Raw genomic sequence first — 19,469 nt, forward strand, 5'->3', positions numbered from 1 at the left:
CACATCAAGATTGAGCTGTTGCAGAAAGGACTTCGTTCGTGAGCGAACCAAGAGTGATTCCGCAGTACAAGATTCATCCCGCCATTGGCATTGCGCGTCTGGGGAACAGCCCGGACGAGTTTTGTATCTCGCCGGAGACGCCTGCTGCGCTGCCGATTGCCTGCGATGCGCAGGGCAATCCGCTGCTCGATGTCGACGGCAAGACACCGTTGACGATCACCAAGTTCAAGGACAAGGCAGGCCGTATCCGTCGGCAGGCTGCGCGCTTCCAGGTATATGTCTACGACGAGAGGAGTCCGGAGGGGCGTCCGCTCGAGTTGGGCGATCCTGTGGAGGGCGGCGGGAATCACGGGAAGCTGGTGGACATTCAATGGCGGGTGTATCTCGCGAACAAGAAGTCGGCATGGTACGAGTTCCAGCAACTCGAAGGCGAACACGGCTATCTCGATGGGCATCCACTGCGCAACGCCAGCGTCACCGATCCGAATGAGCGGCAGACGCTGATCATCGATCCGGGGCCGCGTGTGGTGGATAAGGATAACGGCAGTGCAAGCTTCGACCGCACGGACGTCAACCAATACTCGCCGACCTTTCCCCCGGAGAAGCTGGAGCCACGAAAGATCGATACTCTCGGCGCTCTGCTGACGAACACGGCGGGGCAGTTACTCGTGCTGGGTGGGCATGGGAACTCGGGATCGTACCTGAAGGGGCTGGGGCAGCCGCGCATCGATAGCTACGCGAACACCGATGGATGGTTCGACGACACGTCGGATGGGCCAGTGATGGCGCGGCTGATTATGTATTCGGAGGAGGTTACGGCCACGCGCTATATCGACGTCGACTATCCGGCGTGGGTGGTGTGCGCGTACCCCGCGTATGTGCCGGAGATCCTGGATATGATCACGCTGGACGACGTGGTCTTCAACACGGCGGTGACCCAGTTTGCCTATCGCACGAACTTCTATGGCAAGGCAGGTACGTTCGCGCAGCCGCAGGTCATCGACCCGACCGATATGGAAGCGTTGGCGCTCTGGCAGGCTTCCAACCTGATGTGGAATCCCGACTATAAGCCGTGGTTCTTCCGCGATATCTGGCCGATTCTCTTTCGCGCGGATGAGTACACCTATCTGACCAACGTGCTGCAGCAGTCGAACTATCCGCACAATCAGACCAAGCGCGGCAACTTCGATGTGGAGAAGCTGCAGGTGCCTCCGCAGGTGAACGAGGTGGCATATACGCGCGGCAGTGTGCGCTCGACGACTGCGAATCAGTCGGGCGAACTCTTCATGGACGAACTGGAAGCGGCGTTGATGATGCTCGACTTGCAGATCCAGACTTCGAAGCGTTTCAACGACAAGCCACGGCTTCTGGCCGCGGTGCAGAGCGCGGATATACGGACTTCGCTGCTCAAGGCTTTGAAGGCGTTTGCTGACGTGGCGGCCGGCGGGGTGAGTCCTGAGGATGTAACGGCTTATGTTGCACGCTGGGAGTTGGCGTATGCGAATGCGCAGGAGCCGGAGAGCGATACGAACAACGCCTACCTGGCCGCTTCTGCGCATCTCAAGGCGGTACTGAAGGAAATGGGAGAGCAGCTTTCGACGCAGCTTGCAAATGCGGAGACTGCGGAACAGAAGCATCTCCTGAAGGCCGCGCTTGCAGTGCAAAAGCCGCCGCGTCCTGGCGATGCCGTTGGTGCGGCGCTTGACCGTTTGTACACGGCGTACCGCTCCGGCACCATGCTGGCAACGCAGCTCGCGAAGGTGAAGGTGGAGAGCACGGTCGATCCGTATCTGCGCTATCGCACTTATCTGTACGATCTGCTTCGCAAAGAGAGTGAAGAAAATATCTTCCGTGTGGAAGCCAAGCCGACCAGTCGCGTGCATCATCTCCCGCTGATGCCTTTGCTCAGCGGCGACAATCCTATCTCGAACGATCTTCCCTCAAAGTTTCTGCGGTTGACGGATGTGCAGTTGTATCTGCTGCGCCAGTGGATGCAGGGCAAGTTCTTCAACGAGATTGAAGAGGGCTGGGTGCCGAAGGATGCGATCGATCCGTGGGAGCCCTACAAGGATGTCGTCAACAGGACGGGGCGCGAGCTCGACCAGAACGTCCTCACGAACCTTGCCGGGGGAGCGTTCTGCCCAGGTGCGGAGGTGGGCTGGATTATTCGCAATCCATCGATCTATGCAGAGCCTTACCGCATCAAGGCCGACCCCAGTTGCTACACGTTTCAGCAGACAGCCGCCAACCAGAATCAGAATCAGACGCCGGAGCAGCGTTACATCGGCTACATCTCCAGTCCGCTGAGCCAGTCGAGCGATTACAAGGCGGGTTTGCAACCGGGAGACCTGACGAAGATGATGGCTCTGCCATGGCAGGCGGACTTCAACGAGTGCTCGACGCAGGATATCGATGTGACGTACGAGCTCTGGAACACCATCAACCCGAAGAACCCGAAAGACCCGTGGATGAAGCGGGAGGCGATGGTGTGGGAGACGCTGTGGTGGCCGGCGCATCGGCCGATGCAGGTGTTCGAGAACGTCGGGACGGACGAGGCTCCGAACCTGCTTTATCTTGCGTGGGCGCAGGGTGTCCCGCAGACGCTGGCGGGCGATTTGAAGATGGTGACGGAGTGGCCGCGATTCAGCTTCGTGGTGCGCAACCCCTACACCAAGCCGCAGAGTGACCTGAACCAGCCTTCGCCGAATCAGAAGTACATCGGCGTGGAGCGCAACCTGAACGATCAATCCGCCTAAAGCGCGGATGGAGGAAGCACATGGCAGATAACCCATTTGTGGGCAGTTGGACGTATCGCAGCTTGTTGAATCAGACGGATGCGTCGGTCCCGTTCAACAGTCTGGAGTTTGGTGTAGGAACCATCGTCATCGACGACGGACCGATGGAGCTTCTTACCGGCACGATCGGCGGCGATGGTTGGTCGCTTGCGCTGCACGGATCGCGTGGATACGGCTCGCCCGCGCAGGTGCGCTTTCAGGGTAAAGGCCTGGTGAGCGGCGAGGAGTGGATTTACGACTACATCGCCTGGCTGGTGCCGGTGTGGCCGAACAGCACGGCGACGTTACAGAAGACGGCGATGGTCGGGTCCGTGGTCCGGACGATTCCTCACTCCTCCGGCAATGGCGGTGTGTCGCCTGCGGGGGTGGTTGCGTCGTTCTATGCGGTGAAGGTGGATCCGAGCTGATGGCTGGCACTCGGTTCGACGTCGCGGTGATCGGTGCTGGACCGGCAGGCTCGGCATGCGCTGCGTCGCTGTGTCGAAGGTTTCCGGGGCTCACGGTGCTTCTGTTGGAACGGACGCGTTTCGAGGAGCAGCGCATTGGGGAAGTGCTTCCGGCGGCGGCTCTGCCGGTGCTGCGCCAGATTGGCTTTTCCAAGGAGAGGCTGGTGGGTATGAGTTCGTCGTCGCATATCGCTTCATCGGCATGGGGCGATGCGCGCCTGCTGGAGACGCATCACCTCTTTTCGGCAGCGGGGCAGGGCTTTCATCTTGACCGCAACCGCTTCGATGCGGCGCTGTGTTTTCATGCGGAGGCCAGCGGAGCGCAGGTGCGAAGGGCCTGCAGCTTGCGCGCTGCCGAGCGCGAGGGAGAGGATTGGCACCTTGAGCTGAGCGATGGTGCTTCTGTGTTGTCACGCTTCGTGGTGGAAGCGACGGGACGGCGTTGTGCGTTTGCGCGCGGTCAAGGTGTCAGGCCGCAAATGCTCGATCGTCTCATCGCGTACTCGCGTTTTTTTCGCGAAGGCGAGTGCGATGAGAAAAGCATTGCGATCGAGGCGTGCCGGCATGGTTGGTGGTACACGGCACCGCTCCCCGGTGGACGACGCATCGTGAGTTTTCTTTCCGATGTGGACCTTGCGCGCGAGCGGGGTTTGCCGTCCTCAGAGGCCTGGACTGCATTGTTCGATGAGACCGAGCATGTTGCCAAGCTTGTCCATGATGTGGAGTGCGGCGATGAGATCGTTGTGCGTCCCGCCTCGACCGGCGCGTTGAGCGTAGCTGGCGGTGATGGCTGGCTGGCGACTGGAGATGCGCTTGCGAGCTGCGACCCCTTGGCTGCGCAGGGCATCACGAAAGCTCTCCATTCGGGCGTGCTGGCTTCGTTCGTCGCAGTCGATGCCTTGCAGGGAAGAGCGCATGAGGCGCACAGCCGCTATGGTGCGTTGATGGCGCGTCACATGGAAGGCTTCCTGCGCATGCACGCTGTCCACTACGCGCATGAGATGCGTTGGCCCGATATGCCGTTCTGGAGCCGTCGTCACGGCGTGCGTTTGGAAGAGGCCGCCTGATGAAATTGATATCTCCATCGAGATCGGCGGCATCGGCTACGGTCTGCATGATTTGCGTGCCGAAGCTTGGCTGTCCGCTTTGCTGGCCTCTGCTGGCAGCTCTCTGCAGCCTGATGGGTGTGCCGTTTCACTACGTGGATAGCGTGCTGCTCACTCTCACCGCTCTGGCACTTGGGGCGTGCGTTGTTGTCGTGTTCAGGCGACGGGGAAGAGGATGTGCGCCGCTTCTGCTGGCGGTCGCCTCTCTCTTGCTCATTGCGGCATTCCGTATCTTCGATCTCGCTCCAGCGGTGGACTATGCCGGCAGCTTCGGCGTGGCTGTGTCGATCGTCTGGCGCGCACACCGCAAAGGTTTTCTTCGGGCCCGTACTACTGCGGCATCGTGTCCGGTTGTTGCCGCGGAATCATCCTGTTTCGCCCCACTGAGACGCACCTAGGAGAGATGTCCCGTATGTCTACTTTCGTGAGAACTGTTGCTTCGCTTGCTCTGCTTTTGATTGGCAGTGCCGCTGCTCAAACTCCTACGCCGGCTGCCCGGCTCCAGAGCTTCGCCCTGAAGGATCCGAAGGGGCCTTGCCCGTATGTGCCCATCGATCTGGAAAAGCCTGGCGTTGCGATGCAGCCGTTGAAGACGCCACCTGCGCTGCGTTCCGTGGGCGGCGTTTTGCAGACGGATCTGACGGTGAAGTATACCGATCCGGCCAAGACGAAGCTGGCCGATTGCGGCGTGAAGCTGCGTTCGTTCAACGGAGAGCTGGTGGGGCCAACGATACGGCTGAAGCCGGGCGATACGTTGAAGCTCAACCTGATCAACGCGCTGCCGAAGGAGACAGCGGCGGAGGTCGCACGGCAGTATGAGGATGAGGCGACCCAGGCGCATCTCGTGACCATTCCGCACAGCTTCAATACCACCAACATGCACTATCACGGTCTGCATGTGTCGCCTTCGAGCCACATTGTCCGTGCTCCGGGACGCAAAGATGAACTGATTGCAAGCGACGATGTTTTGATCGCCGTCATGCCCGGACAGACGCAAAAGTATGAAGTGGCCATTCCGAAGAATCATCCGGCCGGGACGTTCTGGTATCACCCGCACGCGCATGGTTCTACCTCGATTCAGGTGGGCAGCGGTATGGCGGGCGCGTTGATCATCGATGACGATCCCGCGACTCTGCCTGCGTCATTGCGCGACGCGAGCGACGAGCAGCATGAGAAGATCCTCGAGTTCGAGAGCATTCTCTATAACCAGGATGGCGAAGTGACGACCATCGCTTCGTTCTTTCCATCGCCCGGTATCCCCACGGTCAAGAACTGCGCGGCGTTCGGTGGGCCTCTGCCCGACCAGACGTCGGTTGGCACGTGGCAGTGCTCGAATCGCAGGACGACGGTCAATGGCCAGATCGTTCCGATCATTCATATGCGACCGGGTGAGGTGTCGCGGTGGCGCATGATCGATACCAGCTTCCGCGAGTCGATCGAACTGCAACTGGACGACCATACACTGCATGAGATTGCGCTGGACGGTATCTACACCGGCAAGATCGACGACTGGAATGAGGATACGCAGCCGCTCGACCTTGAACCCGGCTATCGCAGCGACGTTCTTGTGAAGGCCAGACCCTGCAACCTGCAGCAGCACGCTGCCTCCGAGGCGTCGTTGCTGTCGCACAGCGATGTGCGTGCTCTGCTGATGGCTCCCAATGCGAGGGCGGTTGCTCCGACGACATGCCGCTATGGCCTGTGGAATCGTGCAGTCTCGACCAACCAGTCGCTGCGCGGTTCGCAGCAGCGTGAGGCTCTGCTTGCCATTCTCGAGGTGGATGGTGACCCGGAAAATATGACTCTGCCCACCGCCGCGGAGATGGCGAAGATGAATCCGTTTCCGAACGTAAATCTGCCGGCTCAGCTTGGTCAGCAGGGAGGACCGATCGGCGTGCAGGAGGTGGTCTTCAAGCTGGGTGCCGATCTGCGCAATCCGGGCGGTACTCCGAACTGCGCCTCGAACCCTGGAGGCTGCCCGACGAATTACTTTCAGGTGAACTACATGGCCTATGACCCGTCCCACGAGCGCAAGCTGCTGCTCGGCGCAACGGAGATGTGGAACATTACCACCGTTGGCGATCCAGCCAATGTGCCGAGCGGCATTCCACCGCTGCCGCACGTATTTCACATCCACGTCAATCCCTTCCAGGTCTCTCGCTCCGATCCCAACGGCAATCCTGAGTTGGTGTGGAAGGATACGCTGCTCATCCCTCCTGCCGCGAACGTGAATGTCTATACGCAGTACCTGGACTTCACCGGAGCGTTCGTCATGCACTGCCACATCCTGGATCACGAGGACCTCGGGATGATGGAGGTAGAAAACGTGGTGAAGGATCTGGCCACTCCGATGCCCGATGCCATGATGATGCTGGAGCATGATCAGATGAAGCACTGACGCAGCTCGACAGCCGCAACGAAGCCTGCGCTCTCGTTGCGGCTGTTTGCTGGATGGAGAAGACGATGAAGCTGGGAATACCAGTCTATGAAGGCGTCGATCTGTTGGACGTGATGGGACCGTGCGAGATGTTTGGCTGGGTCGATCCGTCCAAGGGGCTTGAGGTTATCCTGCTCTCGGAGCACGGGCATGGGGTGACCTCCGGCAATGGCATCCGCTTCGAGGTTCACGGCAGTTTTGAGAGTGCTCCAAACCTCGACGTACTCTGGGTGCCGGGCGGAGCGCTTGAAGCACTCCAGCGGATGCTGCCTCACGAACACGCAACGTACTTCGAGTATCTGCGTCGCGTGTCGGAGAAGGCGACCTGGGTGTGTTCCGTATGCGAGGGAGCTCTGCTTCTGGCGCGCGCGGGGCTGCTGAAGGGACACCATGCGACCACGCACTGGGCGTTTGTGGATTGCCTCGCGCAGTTTGAGGGCGTTCATGTCGATCGCGAACACCGGCGGTTCGTGCGGTCCGGCAATCGGCTTACCTGTGGCGGCATCTCGGCGGGCCTGGACGGCGCGCTCGAACTCATCAAGTTGCTGTTCGATGAGAAGACCGCCGAAGGCGTGCAGGCGACGACGCAATACTTCCCCAGGCCTCCTGTCCACGGCCATCTGGGAAAGACGCCTGCTTGCATGTTGCATTGGTAGGCGGCGTCAGGCCTTCGTCTTGACGGGCTTCTTCGAGCCTGCGGCGTCTCGGGCGCTGCCTGTGGCAGAGGCAAAGAAGGCGTTGCCCGCGCGGGTGAGCGGCATATCGTTGCGAGAGATCAGTGCCAGGTTGCGCGGGATGGAGACGCCCTTGACGTCGATGATCTGCACGAGACCCTGGTTGAGCTCGTCGATGACGTTGATCCTGGGCATGAAGCTGATGCCCAGCCCGGCGACGATCAGCCGTTTGAGGAGTTCGCTGGAGTCCAGTTCCATGGTGATGCGACGGGCGGTCTTGTTGCGCACGAAGAGGTGATCGATCAACTCGCGACGACGGCCTTCCTTGGGGACCAGAAATCCATGCTTGGCGGCATCGGAGAGCGTGACGCACTCGAGCAGCGTAAGAGGGTGCGCTGCGGGCACAACCAGCACCAGCCTGTCTTCGTGGATCAGTTCGACGTGTAGGCGCGGATCCTTGATGGGCAGGGACACGATGCCGAAGTCCACCTCGCGGTCGAGCACGAAAGCGAGTGTCTTCGAGCGTTCGGCACGGACGATATTGAGGACGACACGCGGGTATTTCTTCTTGAACTTGGTGATGAGCAGAGGCAGCACGTAGAGCGCGGTAGAGTCGTTGGCGCTGACGGTCAGGGTGCCTCGAGGCGTGCGCTCCTGGTCGGCCAGTGCGGCCTGAATATGCTTGAAGCGGAGCAGCGATTCCTCGGCGAAGGGGATGAAGATTCTGCCGGAGGCGGTGAGGGTCACCTTGCGCCCACCGCGATCGAAGAGGCGATGCCCGAGGTGGGTTTCGAGCGAGCGGATCTGTGCGGAGATCGACGGCTGGGTAACGTGCAGCTTCTCGCCGGCGCGCGAGAAGCTCTTCTCTCGCGCGACTTCCAGGAACGTGTTCAGCCAGTCGAAGTACATGAGCCCCTCTTGGAACTTGAGTCAGATCAGGGCGCCGTGCTGCTCTCCTTCCGTGCGGCATCCCCAATGCTTGCTGCTATCTACAGTAGACGAGAACCGGAGGTGTGTCGCTTGCCCGACATGGACGGGCCTACTTGCCGCTATAGACGGGGGGAACCCCCAGGCTTCCTTTGGGGGGCAGATGGCGGATGTACACGACCATGCGCCACATCTCGTCGTTCGAGAACTCGCCATCCGATGGGGGCATCCCGGAGGGATAAAGGCCGTTCTTGATAATCCACTTGAGCTGGCCGTCGGTGTAGGACTGGGTCTCGGGGCTGGCGAGCGAGGGCACTCGGGGTGAGAGTGTATCGGCGAAGGGAACGCCGGTGTTTTGCCCGTCGAGGCCGTGGCAGACCATGCAGTAGGAGTTGAAGAGCTGCTTGCCGTCTTCGATCGACTCCTCGGTCGCCTTCACGGGATTGACGTCCTTCTTGCCGCCGACGGTGACATGGTGTTTGGTCCAATCGGCAACTTTGGTCTCCGCCTTGCCCGGTGGAGTGGCCTTGCATCCAGCAAGCCCAAGGACGGTAACGGCGAGGACAAGTGCGGCGACTCGACTGCTCTGCTTCATGCTGCTTCACTCCTGCGTGCGGAGGCTGCCGGCTTGGGCTGCCCCCGCAGGGCCTCGTGTTGGATCGCAGTTACGCGATGATGTCGTGGATGACGTTGCCGGAGACGTCCGTGAGACGGAAGTCGCGGCCGCTGTTGCGATAGGTCAGCTTGGTGTGGTCGATACCCATCAAGTACAAGATCGTCGCGTGGATATCGTGAACGTGGACTGGCTTGTCGGCGACCTTCCAGCCGAAGTCATCGGTGGCACCATACGTCATGCCGCCCTTGATGCCGCCGCCGGCCAGCCACATGGTGAAGCCATGCGGGTTGTGGTCGCGGCCGTTATGCGTGCCTGCGCCGCCGAGCTCTACGACCGGTGTGCGACCGAACTCCGAGCCGCAGACGATGATCGTCTCGTCGAAGAGACCGCGTGCCTTCAGGTCCTTCACGAGCGCTGCGAAGGGCTGGTCGGAGTCCTTGCAGGTCTTGCGATGCATCAGGATATCGGCGTGGTGATCCCAGGGATCGCCCGCCGCGTAGTAGACCTGCACCATCCGCACGCCCTTTTCGATAAGGCGGGCCGCAGTGAGACATCCGCGCGCGGTGCTGCCCTCGCCGTACATCTTGATGGTCGCCTCGCTCTCCTTGCGCACGTCGAAGACGTCGGGCGCTTCGGTCTGCATGCGGTAGGCGGTCTCCATGGAGCCGATCGTGGCCTCAAGCTGCGGATTCTCCTGCGTGTCGGTCATGTTCAACTGGTCGAGCTTCTTGACCAGGTCAAGTTCCTGCTTCTGCGCGTCCATGTCGAAGCGGGAGTTATGGATGTTGGGAATGAGCTTGTAGGGGTCGAACTCCTTGTCGCGCACATCGGAGGATACGTACGTCGCCTGATGAATCGCGGGAAGGAACGCTGAGCTCCAGAGCGGTGGGCCAACGGTTGTAGGCACGCGCGGACACAGGACGACGAAGCCGGGCAGATTCTTGTTCGTCGTGCCGAGACCGTAGGTGAGCCATGAGCCCATGGACGGACGACCGGCAACGTTTGCACCCGTGTTCATCATGATGAGCGCAGGCTCGTGGTTCGGGATCTCAGTATGAACGGAACGGACCACGCAGATGTCGTCGATGCACTCGCCAACGTTGGGGAAGAGCTCACTGACCTCGATCCCGCTCTTGCCATAACGCTTGAACTCAAAGGGCGACTTCATCAGCGTGCCGGTCTTGCGTTCGTGTCCCAGATCGCCACCGGGCATGGGCTGGCCGTCGTACTTGGCGAGCATCGGCTTCGGATCGAAGGTATCGACGTGCGACATGCCGCCGTTCATAAACAGGAAGATGACATGCTTCGCCTTGGGCTTGAACTTAGGATCCTTGTTCATCCAGGGAGCAGTTGGAGCGAAGGCATCGGGCAGCGATTCAGCCTGGGCGAGCGACTCGCCGATCATGCTGGCAAAGCTGAGGAACGCGAATCCACCACCGATTTTCTTCAGGGCGTCGCGACGATTGACAGGTTTCGGCTTGAACATGATGGTATCTCCATAACTTGCTCAGTGCATCCGTACCGTGACGCTGGTGTCCCAACATCTATCTTAGTTGAGGAACTCGAACTCGTTTGAGCTGAACAACACCCGTGCGTATTGTTTCCATGCGGTGAGGGGCTCCTGATTGACCAGATAGCCTGGCTTCTCGGGAGTGGACTTCAGGAAGTTGAGCCCGAGCTGCAGCTCATTCGCTGTGGGCTTGCGACCGAAGAGATACTCGTATGCCTGCGTGATCCGGGCGGAATCGTCTCCCTTGGCGGCGACGCGGTCGGCGAACTTGCCCGCCTGTGCGAAGACGAACGGATTGTTCATGAAGTAGAGCCGCTGCACCGGAACGTTGGTGGAGAAGCGTTGCTCCGCGGTGAAGGTCGGGTTGGGAAAGTCGAATGCCTGAAGGAACGGATCGATGCGGTAGCGGCTCACCTTGGCGTAGATCGTACGCCGGGTGTTGCCGATGCCGAGTTCCTTTGCAGGACCGCCCATCTTCGTATCCAGATCGCCGGCGACGAAGAGCAGGGAATCGCGAAGCTGCTCCGCATCCAGACGCTGCAGGGTGAAGTGCGAGTAGAGGCGATTTTCCGGATCCTTCTCCTTAGCCTCGGGGCTCTCCTTCGTGGTCTGCTGGTAGACGGCCGAGAGCATGATCTCGCGCTGCAGCTTCTTCAGCGACATACCGTTCTTCTGGAACGTCACCGCGAGATAGTCCAGCAATTCTGGGTTGGACGGCGGATCGCCGACCTTGCCGAAGTTATCCGCCGAGTTGACGATGCCTGTGCCGAAGTGCCACTTCCACACGCGGTTGACCCAGACGCGCGAGGCGATGGGGCTGGCGATGATGTCGTTCGCAAGCTCCAGCCGGCCGCTGCCCTGGTTGTACGGCTTCTTGTCCGGCGTGCGGAGAACCGTAAGGAAGGCACGCGGGACCTCAGGGCCGAAGTTCGCCGGGTTGCCCCGAATGTTCAGAGGGATGTTGGTTGCCTTCGGCTTGTCCGCCATGCCGTGCACGAACGGATACTGATCCGGCAGCTCCTTGTGCATCTTCTTCGACTGGGCTTCAAGCGTCGCGAGGTAGGTCTGCTCGGTCTCGCCAAGGCGACGGCGCAGGCCCCACCCGCGGTACGCAAAAAGTCCGGGTTCTCCGGCGCCTTCCGCATCCGAAGACAGTGCGCGCACGAACAGATCGCTGTACAGATTCGCACGCTCGGAGGTCATGACCTTGAGTTCCAGCCTGCAGCCCGGGCAGAACTCGTCGTAGGTGTCGAACTCGTTGGGCTTGGCATCCTTCTTGCGCCGCGTGGGGATGTCGGCCCGCGCCTTGATCTTCTCGTTCTCTTCCTCGAGCGACTTCTGTTCCAACTCGATGTCGAGAATGAGGTCTTGGAAGGTTTCCGCCAGCGCCTTCGCCTGGTCCTCCGTGCCGCCCTGCGCGATCATCATCTGCCAATCGTGCAGGTAGGGGTAGTAGGACTGCTTGCGTGCGAGGAACTTGACCCAGCGGTCGAGCTGCTCAGGATCCAGCTTGTCGCGGTCGGCTACATCCGAGACCTTCATCTTCTGCTTCCCGGAGACGCGCCACGCCGCAACCATGTAGGCCGTTGACTGCGAGGCGATGGCCTTGGCAAGCTGCTCGCCTTCAGTCTTGTTGTAAGCTTGGATCGCCTCGTCCATCTTGTCGACCCTGGCGAAGAGATCCTTGTAGTAGTTCACCTGGCTTTCGTGGGCCAGCGTGTATTCCTTATACGTGGAGCTGGCGAAGACGCCACCCAGCGCGTAGTAGTCCTTGGCCAGGATGGGGTCGTACTTGTGATCGTGGCAGCGTGCGCAGGCTACGGTCAGTCCAAGCATGCCACGCGTGACCGCATCGATGCGCTCATTGCGCTCATCGGCACGGCCTTGCAGCGGCTCGGCCTGATCCCAGATCCACGGACCTTCGCCGAGGAACGAGGTCGCGGAGAGATCGTCGGGCGTCGGATTCTTTTCGAGCAGATCGCCGGCGAGCTGCATCTTAATGAAGCGGTCGTAGGGCAGATCGGCATTGACGGCCTTCACCACCCAGTCGCGGTAAAGGTAAGCGCCGTCCATCGGCATATAGCCACGGCCGCGCGGATCGAGACCGCGGATGTCGTCGTCGGAGTAGCGTGCGACGTCGAGCCAATGGCGACCCCAGCGCTCACCGTAACGCGGCGATGCCAGCAGGCGGTCGATCAGGTTTTCGTACGCCTTCGGATCCGTGTCCTTTTCGAAAGCATGAACCTCCTCCTCGCTTGGGGGGAGTCCGGTCAGGTCCAGCGTGGCGCGGCGGATGAGCGTGCGACGGTCAGCCATGGCCCCGGGCTTCAGGCCCTTGGTCTCAAGCTTCGCGAGCACCAGGCGGTCGATGTCGGTCCTGGCCCACCCCGCATCTTTTGAGGCGGGCGGAATCACCGGAACCTTCAGCGGCTGGAACGACCAGAAGTTGCGCATCTCGTCGGTGATATCGTCATTCGCTGCACGCACCGAGGCAGAGGTCGCAGGCCACGGAGCGCCCATCTTCACCCATTGTTCCAGAGCCGCGACATCGATGTCCGTGAGCTTCTGTCCCTTGGGCGGCATCTTCACTTCGCCGACCTGGTGAACGGCCTTCAGCAGAAGGCTCTTCGAAGGATCGCCGGGAACCACGGCGGGGCCGTCGTCTCCACCCTTCAGCAACGCCTCCCGCGAGGTGAGGCTGAGACCACCGGAGGACTTGGCCATATGACACTGACCGCACTGCGTGGAGAGGATAGGACGAACCTTGTTCTCGAAGAACTCTTCCCCCGCGACATCCCTGCCGGGTGTCTTGGTGTCTGCCACGGTGGTGGCGGAACCGCTCCAGACCGCGCCCATCTTCACCCACTCGGACATCTTGGCGATGTCTGCGTCGGAGAGCTTGGGGCCTTTGGACGGGGGCGGCATCTTGGTCTCGCCGGTCTGCTTCACGACCTCGATCAGAAGGCTCTTATCCGGGGTGCCCGGAACGATGGCCGGACCGGTATCGCCGCCCTTCAGCATCGCATCGCGCGAATCCAGTCGAAGCCCACCCTTCATCTTGTCAGTGTGGCAGCCGAGGCAGTTCTTCGCCAGAATGGGTTGAACGTTATCCTCGAAGTACTTCGACATCTCCGCCGCCGACATGGTTGCGGAGTGGACCTTGTCTTTCGGTTTCTGTTGCGGATTCTCGGCGCCATAAACGGCGGTGATGGAGCTGATTCCACCGCTCAGAGCGAGCAGAGTGCATGTACCAATGAGCCAACGTGATTTCATCGCGCGGTTCCTTCTAGGTTCGCTATCCGTTCAACTGCCGATTCAAAACCCTGCGAACAGAGTTCGATATGGTCAACGAGATCGAGGAATGCCTGGCCATGATGCTTCAGGCTCATCCCTGCGTCCGGCAGCCGCATGTCCAGGGCAATCTTCGCTCCGGAGCGGCCGCCGGTGGTCTGCTTGGCCAGTACGATGATGCGTGTGGCAAGAAACAAAGCTTCCGCGGTGTTGTGCGTGACAAAGACGATGGTCGGACGTGTCTCCAGCCAGATCTCACGCAGCATCCTCTGCAGGCTGGTGCGCGTGCCGGGATCGAGCGCGCTGAAAGCCTCGTCCATCAACAGGATTTTTGGCTTCATCATCAGTGCCTGCGCGATGGCGACGCGCTGTTGCATGCCGCCAGAAAGCTGATGCGGATACTTGTCTCCGTCGCTGCGCTGCAGCCCCATGCGCTCCAGTTGCTGGTACGCCTTATCGCGAACTTGCCTGCGGAAGGCGCGGAAGCCAGGTCGGAGACGACCGAGGATGTGATAGCCAGCCGTCTCCGGACCCATCATCAGGTTGCCGAGCACGGTGCGATCCGGGAAGAGCGAGTACTTCTGAGGGACGTAGCCGCAACCTGCGCCCACCCGTTCAACCGTACGACCGGCGACGTGGATCGCCCCCTTGGTGGGACGCTCCTGCCCCAGGATCATGCGCAGCAGCGTGCTCTTGCCGCAGCCCGTCTCGCCCAGAACCACCACGAACTCACCCGCCGCGATATCAAGGTCGATCTCATCGAGAATGGTCTTGCGCTCTCTCTTGCCTGCCGCATAGGAGACAGAGACCTGGTCGACATGGATCGAGGTCGCCACGGTTGGCGCGGTTGAAAGCGCCATAATTTTATCTTCCTGATCTAGGACTGAAACCACGGATGCATCCTCTTATTCAACAGGCGAAGGCCAAAGTCAACGAGGAACAGGAGAAGAGCGACCCACAGAACATAGGGCAGGATGACATCCATCCCCATATGCCTGCGCATGATTGCGATACGGTAAGCCAGACCATCGGAAGCTGCGATCATCTCGCCCGCGAACAGGAAGAGCATGATGGGCTTCAGATTCAGACGGAGGCTGTTGATGATCTGCGGCAGAATCTGCCGCAGCACGACGCGGTAGGTCACGTCGAAGTTGTTGGCGCCCAGCGTGAACGACTTCACCACCTGCTCCTGCGGCACCGCCTTCACCATCTGGACGACGTCGAGGATCAGTGTGGGAGCTACGCCGATAAAGATCAGCGCAATCTTGGAGAGCTCATCGATGCCAAAGGCGATGAAGAGGATGGGCAGCAGCGACAGCGCGACGATCTTGTCGAAGAAGAGCACGAAGCGCATCAGGCCCGCGTTGAAGTACGGGTAAAGCCCGATGTGCAGCGCCAGCAGAATCGCGGGCAGGAAGAGGAGAAGACTGATGCCGAACCGTCGTCCACTCGACGCCGTGTCCTTCCAGATCATGGAGTGACGGAAGCGCTCCCACTTCGACGCGCCTTCCGGAGCGATGTAGTCGTCCTCTTCCGCGGGCTCAAGCACGGAGGCATGAACGCCCGCGCGCAACTGCTGCACGTTGGGAACGATGCGGTCTTCGGCATTCTCGCGATGCCGCACCTGCGAGGTGTGGACATAAAGCCCCAGACATATCAGGAAGAGCAGCGCCGAGAGCACCTGCCCGAGCAGACGGTTTGGTCGTGCCTGGATATCGAACGGGGAGAATCGAGCCATGGCGTTTAGAGTTTCCCTTGCATCGCTGCCTGCATATACTTCACATCGAAACGGAGACGGACGCGATCTTTGCGGCCCTGTACGCTGCTATCCGGATACGTGATCGCCACATCGTCCACCGACTTGATGCCCTTGCCCAGAAGACCGTGCGTGAAACAAAACTGGCGTACCAACTCCATCTTCTGTTTCAGCGTCGGGCTCGTCGTGAACTCGACGGCGGCCTGCGGTGTGCTGAACAGGGCAGTGGTCTTCAACTGTTCGCGGTACGAATCGACAGTATCGCCCGATGCGCCGGCGCTGATCTTCAACGCTTCAGCCTGTTGGGGACCGCCGGAGGTCAAGCGCTGCATGGTCTCGTACCACGCACCGGCCATGGCCTTGGCGAACTTCTCGCCCGAGCCATCGGGACGATTCAGTACGGAGGTCTGCACGACCAGCAGGTCGAGAATCTCACCGGGAATCTTGGAGGAGTCGAAGATGGAATGCACGCCCTGATCGCCAAGGATCTGCGATACGAGCGGCTTCCAGGTGACGACTACTTCGTTCGCAGCATTGTTCATGAACGCAGGCGCAATGTCGGAGTCGGAGGTATTGATCAACCGCAGCGAGGAAAGCTTGGACTGCTGGCCATTCAGCACCATGGCGCGTTCCAGCAGGTACTCGGAGACCGTCTTCTGGACCAGCATCACCTTCTTGCCGCCGATCTTGTCGAAGCCGATACCGTTGCGGGTGAGCACGGCATCGTTGCCGTTGGAGTAGTCGCCCATGAGGATCGCGGTGGTATCCACGCCGGAGGCCGCCGGCATATCGAGCGCCTCCATATTCGTCATCGTGCAGGCATCGATGTTCTTGGCAACGAAGGAGTCGAGGGAGGCGGCATAGTCGAAACGCTGCACCTTAATCGCGATCCCGTACTTATCGGCCCACTTCTTCAGGATGCCCGACTTCTGCATATAGAAGTAGGGATTCCAACCGGCGTATGCGGACCAGCCCACGGTAAAGCTGGGCACCTCAGCTTCGAGTGGCGCAGAGGTCGACAAGGCAACGATCAGGCAGACAGCCGCTGCAACCAGTACCGACCTATAACCAGACCGATAACCAGAGACGGCAGGGGACGCCGAGGTACAGGTCTTCGCCTGACGGTGCGAACCACCGGTTTTTTGGAATGAATGCATGTGCCCATTCTAGCCATGGCTTTTTACCCCTTTCGCGATGCATGGCATTCGGCAATAGCTGTTATAGGGGAGTGGCAATAGAACGCCTCGACCCACATGCACGCGTATGAGAATGCCAATAGGGAATGAGTCAGCCAATGTTCTTCTTTGCAGTCTGCAGCCGGGAAATACCCTTGCTGTGCCTAGTTCCCCTGCATGGAAGCATCCACACGAGTTGAAGACGGGAATCGAGCGATGTCCAAAGCAAAACGTATCGCCCATGTTGCCTCCGCGCTTACGATCCTGAGCGTCTCGATGCTGCACGCGCAGCAGACCCCTCTGCCGGCTCCAACCGGTGCCACCCCACCGGCGCGGCCGCCCCGTATTGTGCGGCCCGGCGTGCATACTCCTGGCGTCTCTCACCCGATGGATGAACTGAAGAAGACCGCGGTCTTCCCGGTCGAGGGTAGCCCGGACTGGTCCGTCATCACCCGGGATGCCGTCTGGGTCTCGAGCGCCCGTGCCAATCACGTCGTGCAGCTTTTGCCTGCGACCAATACGGTCGGCCTCATCGTGGACGTGGCGCGCCCCTGCTCCGGCCTGACTGAGGGCTTCGGCTCCATCTGGGCACCAAGCTGCGGTACCCATGAGCTCGACCGGCTCGACCCAGCCACCGGCAAGATCGTCGCCAGCATTCCCGCGGACGCCGCAAACTCCGAGGGCGGCATCGCCACCGGCGCCGGCTCGGTCTGGTTCGTCGTCAAGCCCAGCAAGCTCCTTCGCATCGATCCCAGGAGCAACACCGTGGCCGCGACGATCGATCTGCCGGAAGGAACTGAGAATCCCACGTTTGCCGACGGCTTCGTCTGGGTCTCCTCCTTCGGCCAGAACCAGTTGATCAAGGTCGACCCTGAAACGAATACCGTGGTGGCGACGATTCCCATCGGCCCCAAGCCACGCTTCATCACGGCGGGCGAAGGCTCGGTCTGGACGTTGAACCAGGGCGACGGCACCATCTCGCGCGTCGACACGAAGACCGGCAAGCTGGTCGCGACGATCGAGTGTGGCATTCCCGGCGGTGGCGGCGATCTGTCCTACGCCGACGGCTTTGTCTGGGCGGCGATGTTCGACTTTCCATTGACCAAGGTCGATGCGAAAACAAATAAGGTAGTGGGGCAGTGGGCCGGACCGGGCGGCGACGGCATGCGCGCCGGCGGCGGTTCGGTCTGGCTCTCGAACCTTCGTCTGGCTTCGGTCTGGCGCATTCCCCCTCAGCAGGACTAAGCTCGGCACCGCACGAACTTGCAAACAACCGGTCGCTTGACTGGAGAAAGATACATCCCTTGAACGAACGCATTCTCTGGCAGGAGACGCTACCTGGCTCCTCCACCTGGTCCCATATTCTGAAACGCGGTACCGCGCTGCGGCTTACCGCGATCGATGACGCGCCCAACGTGGGCGTGATCCTCTTGAACGCCGATAACTTCTCCGAGAGGATGAGCCTTCCGGACGCACTGAAGGCACAGCACCTGGCGCGTCTCACCGCCGGTGTGGCCCTCTACTCCGACATGGGCCGCATCCTCTGCTCCATCACTGAAGACACCGTGGGCTGGCACGATCCGCTCGGTGGCTGCTCCGACGATGCCATGGTGGCCGCAAAGTATGGCCTCAGCTCCTACCAGCAATCACGCAACGCGTGGCACCAGAGCGGGCTCGACGGCTTTCTCATCGAACTCGCCAAGTACGGCCTCAGTGCACGTGACCTGATGATGAACATCAACTTCTTCAGCAAGGTGGAGGTCTCGGACGAAGGCGCGATGCGCTTTGTCCCCAACAACGCCCAGGCTGGTGATGCGGTGGAGCTGCGCGCGGAGATGAACACGCTCGTCATCCTCAACAGTTGCCAGCATCCCATGGACCCATCCCGCGACTACACGCAGAAACGCGTTGAATTGACGCTCAAGCAGGTACCGGCACCCGGACCGGACGACCTGACTCGCAACTCCCGCGCTGAAAATGCGCGCGGCTTCATCATGACGGAACGTTACTTCCTTTAGGGAAGGAGAGAGAGAGCTTTTATGAACGTTCAAGGAATTGAACTTATACCGGAGACGATGCTCCAAATCAGTCCGCGCCGCTCTGAAGACGCCGTCTTCGACCAGGTGGTCCTGGCCGGAGATTCCTTCGTCCACGAGATTGAGCGCGGGCAATACATCCGCATCGTCGATCTCGAAGGCAACCAGGCTGTCGATACGTTGTTTTACAACGCGCATAACTATGTGGATCGCTACAGCGCGCAGGACACCATTCGCACGCAGGGCAGTGTATACCTCACCACAGGGACGAAACTCATCAGCACGTTGCGCCACACGCTGCTGACCATCGTCGCCGACACCTGCGGACGTCACGATACGCTGGGTGGCGCGTGCTCCGCAGAAAGCAACATGGTTCGTTACGATATCGAAAAGCGCTCGATGCACGCCTGCCGCCAGAGCTTCCTCAAGGGAGCGATGCAGTGGTCAGCGATCAGCGGACACGAACTCAATAAGTTCGACCTCACGGCGAACATCAACTTCTTCATGAATGTGCCTGTCCAGCCGGCGGGTAAACTGAGCTTCGAAGACGGTGTCTCAGACGCTGGCAAATATGTCGAACTCCGTGCCGAGATGGATACGCTCATGATCATCTCCAACTGCCCACAGCTCAACAATCCCTGCAACGCGTATAACCCGACGCCGGTCCGCATCCTCATCTGGGATGAACCCGCGTCCTAGC

The 19,469-nt window shown here is 60.4% G+C and carries 15 protein-coding genes; 8 read left to right on the top strand and 7 right to left on the bottom strand.

Features of this window, described 5'->3' with window-relative positions:
* Positions 1 to 38 precede the first annotated feature (38 nt).
* The 5 genes from BM400_RS09325 to BM400_RS09345 all read left to right on the top strand — a co-directional run bounded on the left by BM400_RS09325 (position 39) and on the right by BM400_RS09345 (position 7,440).
* Positions 39 to 2,756, top strand: a complete 2,718-nt coding sequence (locus BM400_RS09325) for a LodA/GoxA family CTQ-dependent oxidase (RefSeq protein ID WP_089838729.1) — start codon at positions 39 to 41, stop codon at positions 2,754 to 2,756.
* Positions 2,757 to 2,776: 20 nt separating this feature from the next.
* Entirely contained in the window at positions 2,777 to 3,202 is a 426-nt protein-coding gene (locus tag BM400_RS09330; RefSeq protein ID WP_089838731.1) for a hypothetical protein, read from the top strand.
* On the top strand, positions 3,202 to 4,308 hold the full coding sequence (locus BM400_RS09335; protein WP_089838732.1) for a tryptophan 7-halogenase: 1,107 nt from the start codon (positions 3,202 to 3,204) through the stop codon (positions 4,306 to 4,308). Before BM400_RS09330 ends, BM400_RS09335 begins: the two co-directional genes overlap by 1 nt.
* Positions 4,309 to 4,759: 451 nt before the next feature.
* On the top strand, positions 4,760 to 6,745 hold the full coding sequence (locus BM400_RS09340; protein ID WP_175528944.1) for a multicopper oxidase family protein: 1,986 nt from the start codon (positions 4,760 to 4,762) through the stop codon (positions 6,743 to 6,745).
* A 65-nt stretch (positions 6,746 to 6,810) separates the two neighbouring features.
* A complete protein-coding gene (locus tag BM400_RS09345; protein WP_089841676.1) occupies positions 6,811 to 7,440 on the top strand; it encodes a DJ-1/PfpI family protein in 630 nt (209 codons plus the stop codon).
* Positions 7,441 to 7,446: 6 nt separating this feature from the next.
* On the opposite strand, the gene BM400_RS09350 is transcribed toward BM400_RS09345, so the two are convergent.
* From BM400_RS09350 to BM400_RS09380, 7 genes are all read right to left on the bottom strand, one after another.
* Complete coding sequence (locus tag BM400_RS09350) at positions 7,447 to 8,367, bottom strand: LysR family transcriptional regulator (RefSeq protein ID WP_089838736.1); 921 nt, start codon at positions 8,365 to 8,367, stop codon at positions 7,447 to 7,449.
* A 130-nt stretch (positions 8,368 to 8,497) separates the two neighbouring features.
* A complete protein-coding gene (locus BM400_RS09355; RefSeq protein ID WP_089838738.1) occupies positions 8,498 to 8,980 on the bottom strand; it encodes a c-type cytochrome in 483 nt (160 codons plus the stop codon).
* Positions 8,981 to 9,050: 70 nt separating this feature from the next.
* Entirely contained in the window at positions 9,051 to 10,487 is a 1,437-nt protein-coding gene (locus tag BM400_RS09360) for a DUF1501 domain-containing protein (protein WP_089838740.1), read from the bottom strand.
* A gap of 63 nt (positions 10,488 to 10,550) precedes the next feature.
* Positions 10,551 to 13,784, bottom strand: coding sequence for a PSD1 and planctomycete cytochrome C domain-containing protein (locus BM400_RS09365; protein ID WP_089838742.1), 3,234 nt, complete (start codon positions 13,782 to 13,784; stop codon positions 10,551 to 10,553).
* Positions 13,781 to 14,662: an ABC transporter ATP-binding protein gene (locus BM400_RS09370; RefSeq protein WP_245781782.1), complete on the bottom strand. Its 882-nt coding sequence runs from the start codon at positions 14,660 to 14,662 to the stop codon at positions 13,781 to 13,783. Before BM400_RS09370 ends, BM400_RS09365 begins: the two co-directional genes overlap by 4 nt.
* A gap of 17 nt (positions 14,663 to 14,679) precedes the next feature.
* The gene (locus tag BM400_RS09375) at positions 14,680 to 15,540 is read right to left on the bottom strand and encodes an ABC transporter permease (RefSeq protein ID WP_089838745.1); all 861 of its coding nucleotides are present in this window, start codon (positions 15,538 to 15,540) and stop codon (positions 14,680 to 14,682) included.
* Positions 15,541 to 15,545: 5 nt separating this feature from the next.
* Entirely contained in the window at positions 15,546 to 16,580 is a 1,035-nt protein-coding gene (locus tag BM400_RS09380) for a putative urea ABC transporter substrate-binding protein (protein WP_245781783.1), read from the bottom strand.
* A gap of 369 nt (positions 16,581 to 16,949) precedes the next feature.
* On the opposite strand from BM400_RS09380, the gene BM400_RS09385 reads away from it, so the two are divergent.
* The 3 genes from BM400_RS09385 to BM400_RS09395 are packed head-to-tail and all read left to right on the top strand — an operon-like array spanning position 16,950 to position 19,468.
* The gene (locus tag BM400_RS09385; protein WP_245781784.1) at positions 16,950 to 17,978 is read left to right on the top strand and encodes a Vgb family protein; all 1,029 of its coding nucleotides are present in this window, start codon (positions 16,950 to 16,952) and stop codon (positions 17,976 to 17,978) included.
* A 59-nt stretch (positions 17,979 to 18,037) separates the two neighbouring features.
* Positions 18,038 to 18,751: an urea amidolyase associated protein UAAP1 gene (locus tag BM400_RS09390; RefSeq protein WP_089838750.1), complete on the top strand. Its 714-nt coding sequence runs from the start codon at positions 18,038 to 18,040 to the stop codon at positions 18,749 to 18,751.
* Positions 18,752 to 18,772: 21 nt separating this feature from the next.
* Positions 18,773 to 19,468, top strand: coding sequence for an urea amidolyase associated protein UAAP2 (locus BM400_RS09395; RefSeq protein ID WP_089838751.1), 696 nt, complete (start codon positions 18,773 to 18,775; stop codon positions 19,466 to 19,468).
* The last annotated feature ends 1 nt before the right edge of the window (position 19,469 follow it).

The organism is Granulicella pectinivorans (genome assembly GCF_900114625.1).
GTDB lineage: Bacteria > Acidobacteriota > Terriglobia > Terriglobales > Acidobacteriaceae > Edaphobacter > Edaphobacter pectinivorans.

Coding starts and splice junctions, on each gene's coding strand:
- BM400_RS09370 (WP_245781782.1), bottom strand. CDS start 14,662: ATGGCGCTTTCAACCGCGCCAACCGTGGCGACCTCGATCCATGTCGAC.
- BM400_RS09385 (WP_245781784.1), top strand. CDS start 16,950: ATGTCCAAAGCAAAACGTATCGCCCATGTTGCCTCCGCGCTTACGATC.
- BM400_RS09365 (WP_089838742.1), bottom strand. CDS start 13,784: ATGAAATCACGTTGGCTCATTGGTACATGCACTCTGCTCGCTCTGAGC.
- BM400_RS09355 (WP_089838738.1), bottom strand. CDS start 8,980: ATGAAGCAGAGCAGTCGAGTCGCCGCACTTGTCCTCGCCGTTACCGTC.
- BM400_RS09375 (WP_089838745.1), bottom strand. CDS start 15,540: ATGGCTCGATTCTCCCCGTTCGATATCCAGGCACGACCAAACCGTCTG.
- BM400_RS09350 (WP_089838736.1), bottom strand. CDS start 8,367: ATGTACTTCGACTGGCTGAACACGTTCCTGGAAGTCGCGCGAGAGAAG.
- BM400_RS09395 (WP_089838751.1), top strand. CDS start 18,773: ATGAACGTTCAAGGAATTGAACTTATACCGGAGACGATGCTCCAAATC.
- BM400_RS09360 (WP_089838740.1), bottom strand. CDS start 10,487: ATGTTCAAGCCGAAACCTGTCAATCGTCGCGACGCCCTGAAGAAAATC.
- BM400_RS09335 (WP_089838732.1), top strand. CDS start 3,202: ATGGCTGGCACTCGGTTCGACGTCGCGGTGATCGGTGCTGGACCGGCA.
- BM400_RS09340 (WP_175528944.1), top strand. CDS start 4,760: ATGTCTACTTTCGTGAGAACTGTTGCTTCGCTTGCTCTGCTTTTGATT.
- BM400_RS09330 (WP_089838731.1), top strand. CDS start 2,777: ATGGCAGATAACCCATTTGTGGGCAGTTGGACGTATCGCAGCTTGTTG.
- BM400_RS09345 (WP_089841676.1), top strand. CDS start 6,811: ATGAAGCTGGGAATACCAGTCTATGAAGGCGTCGATCTGTTGGACGTG.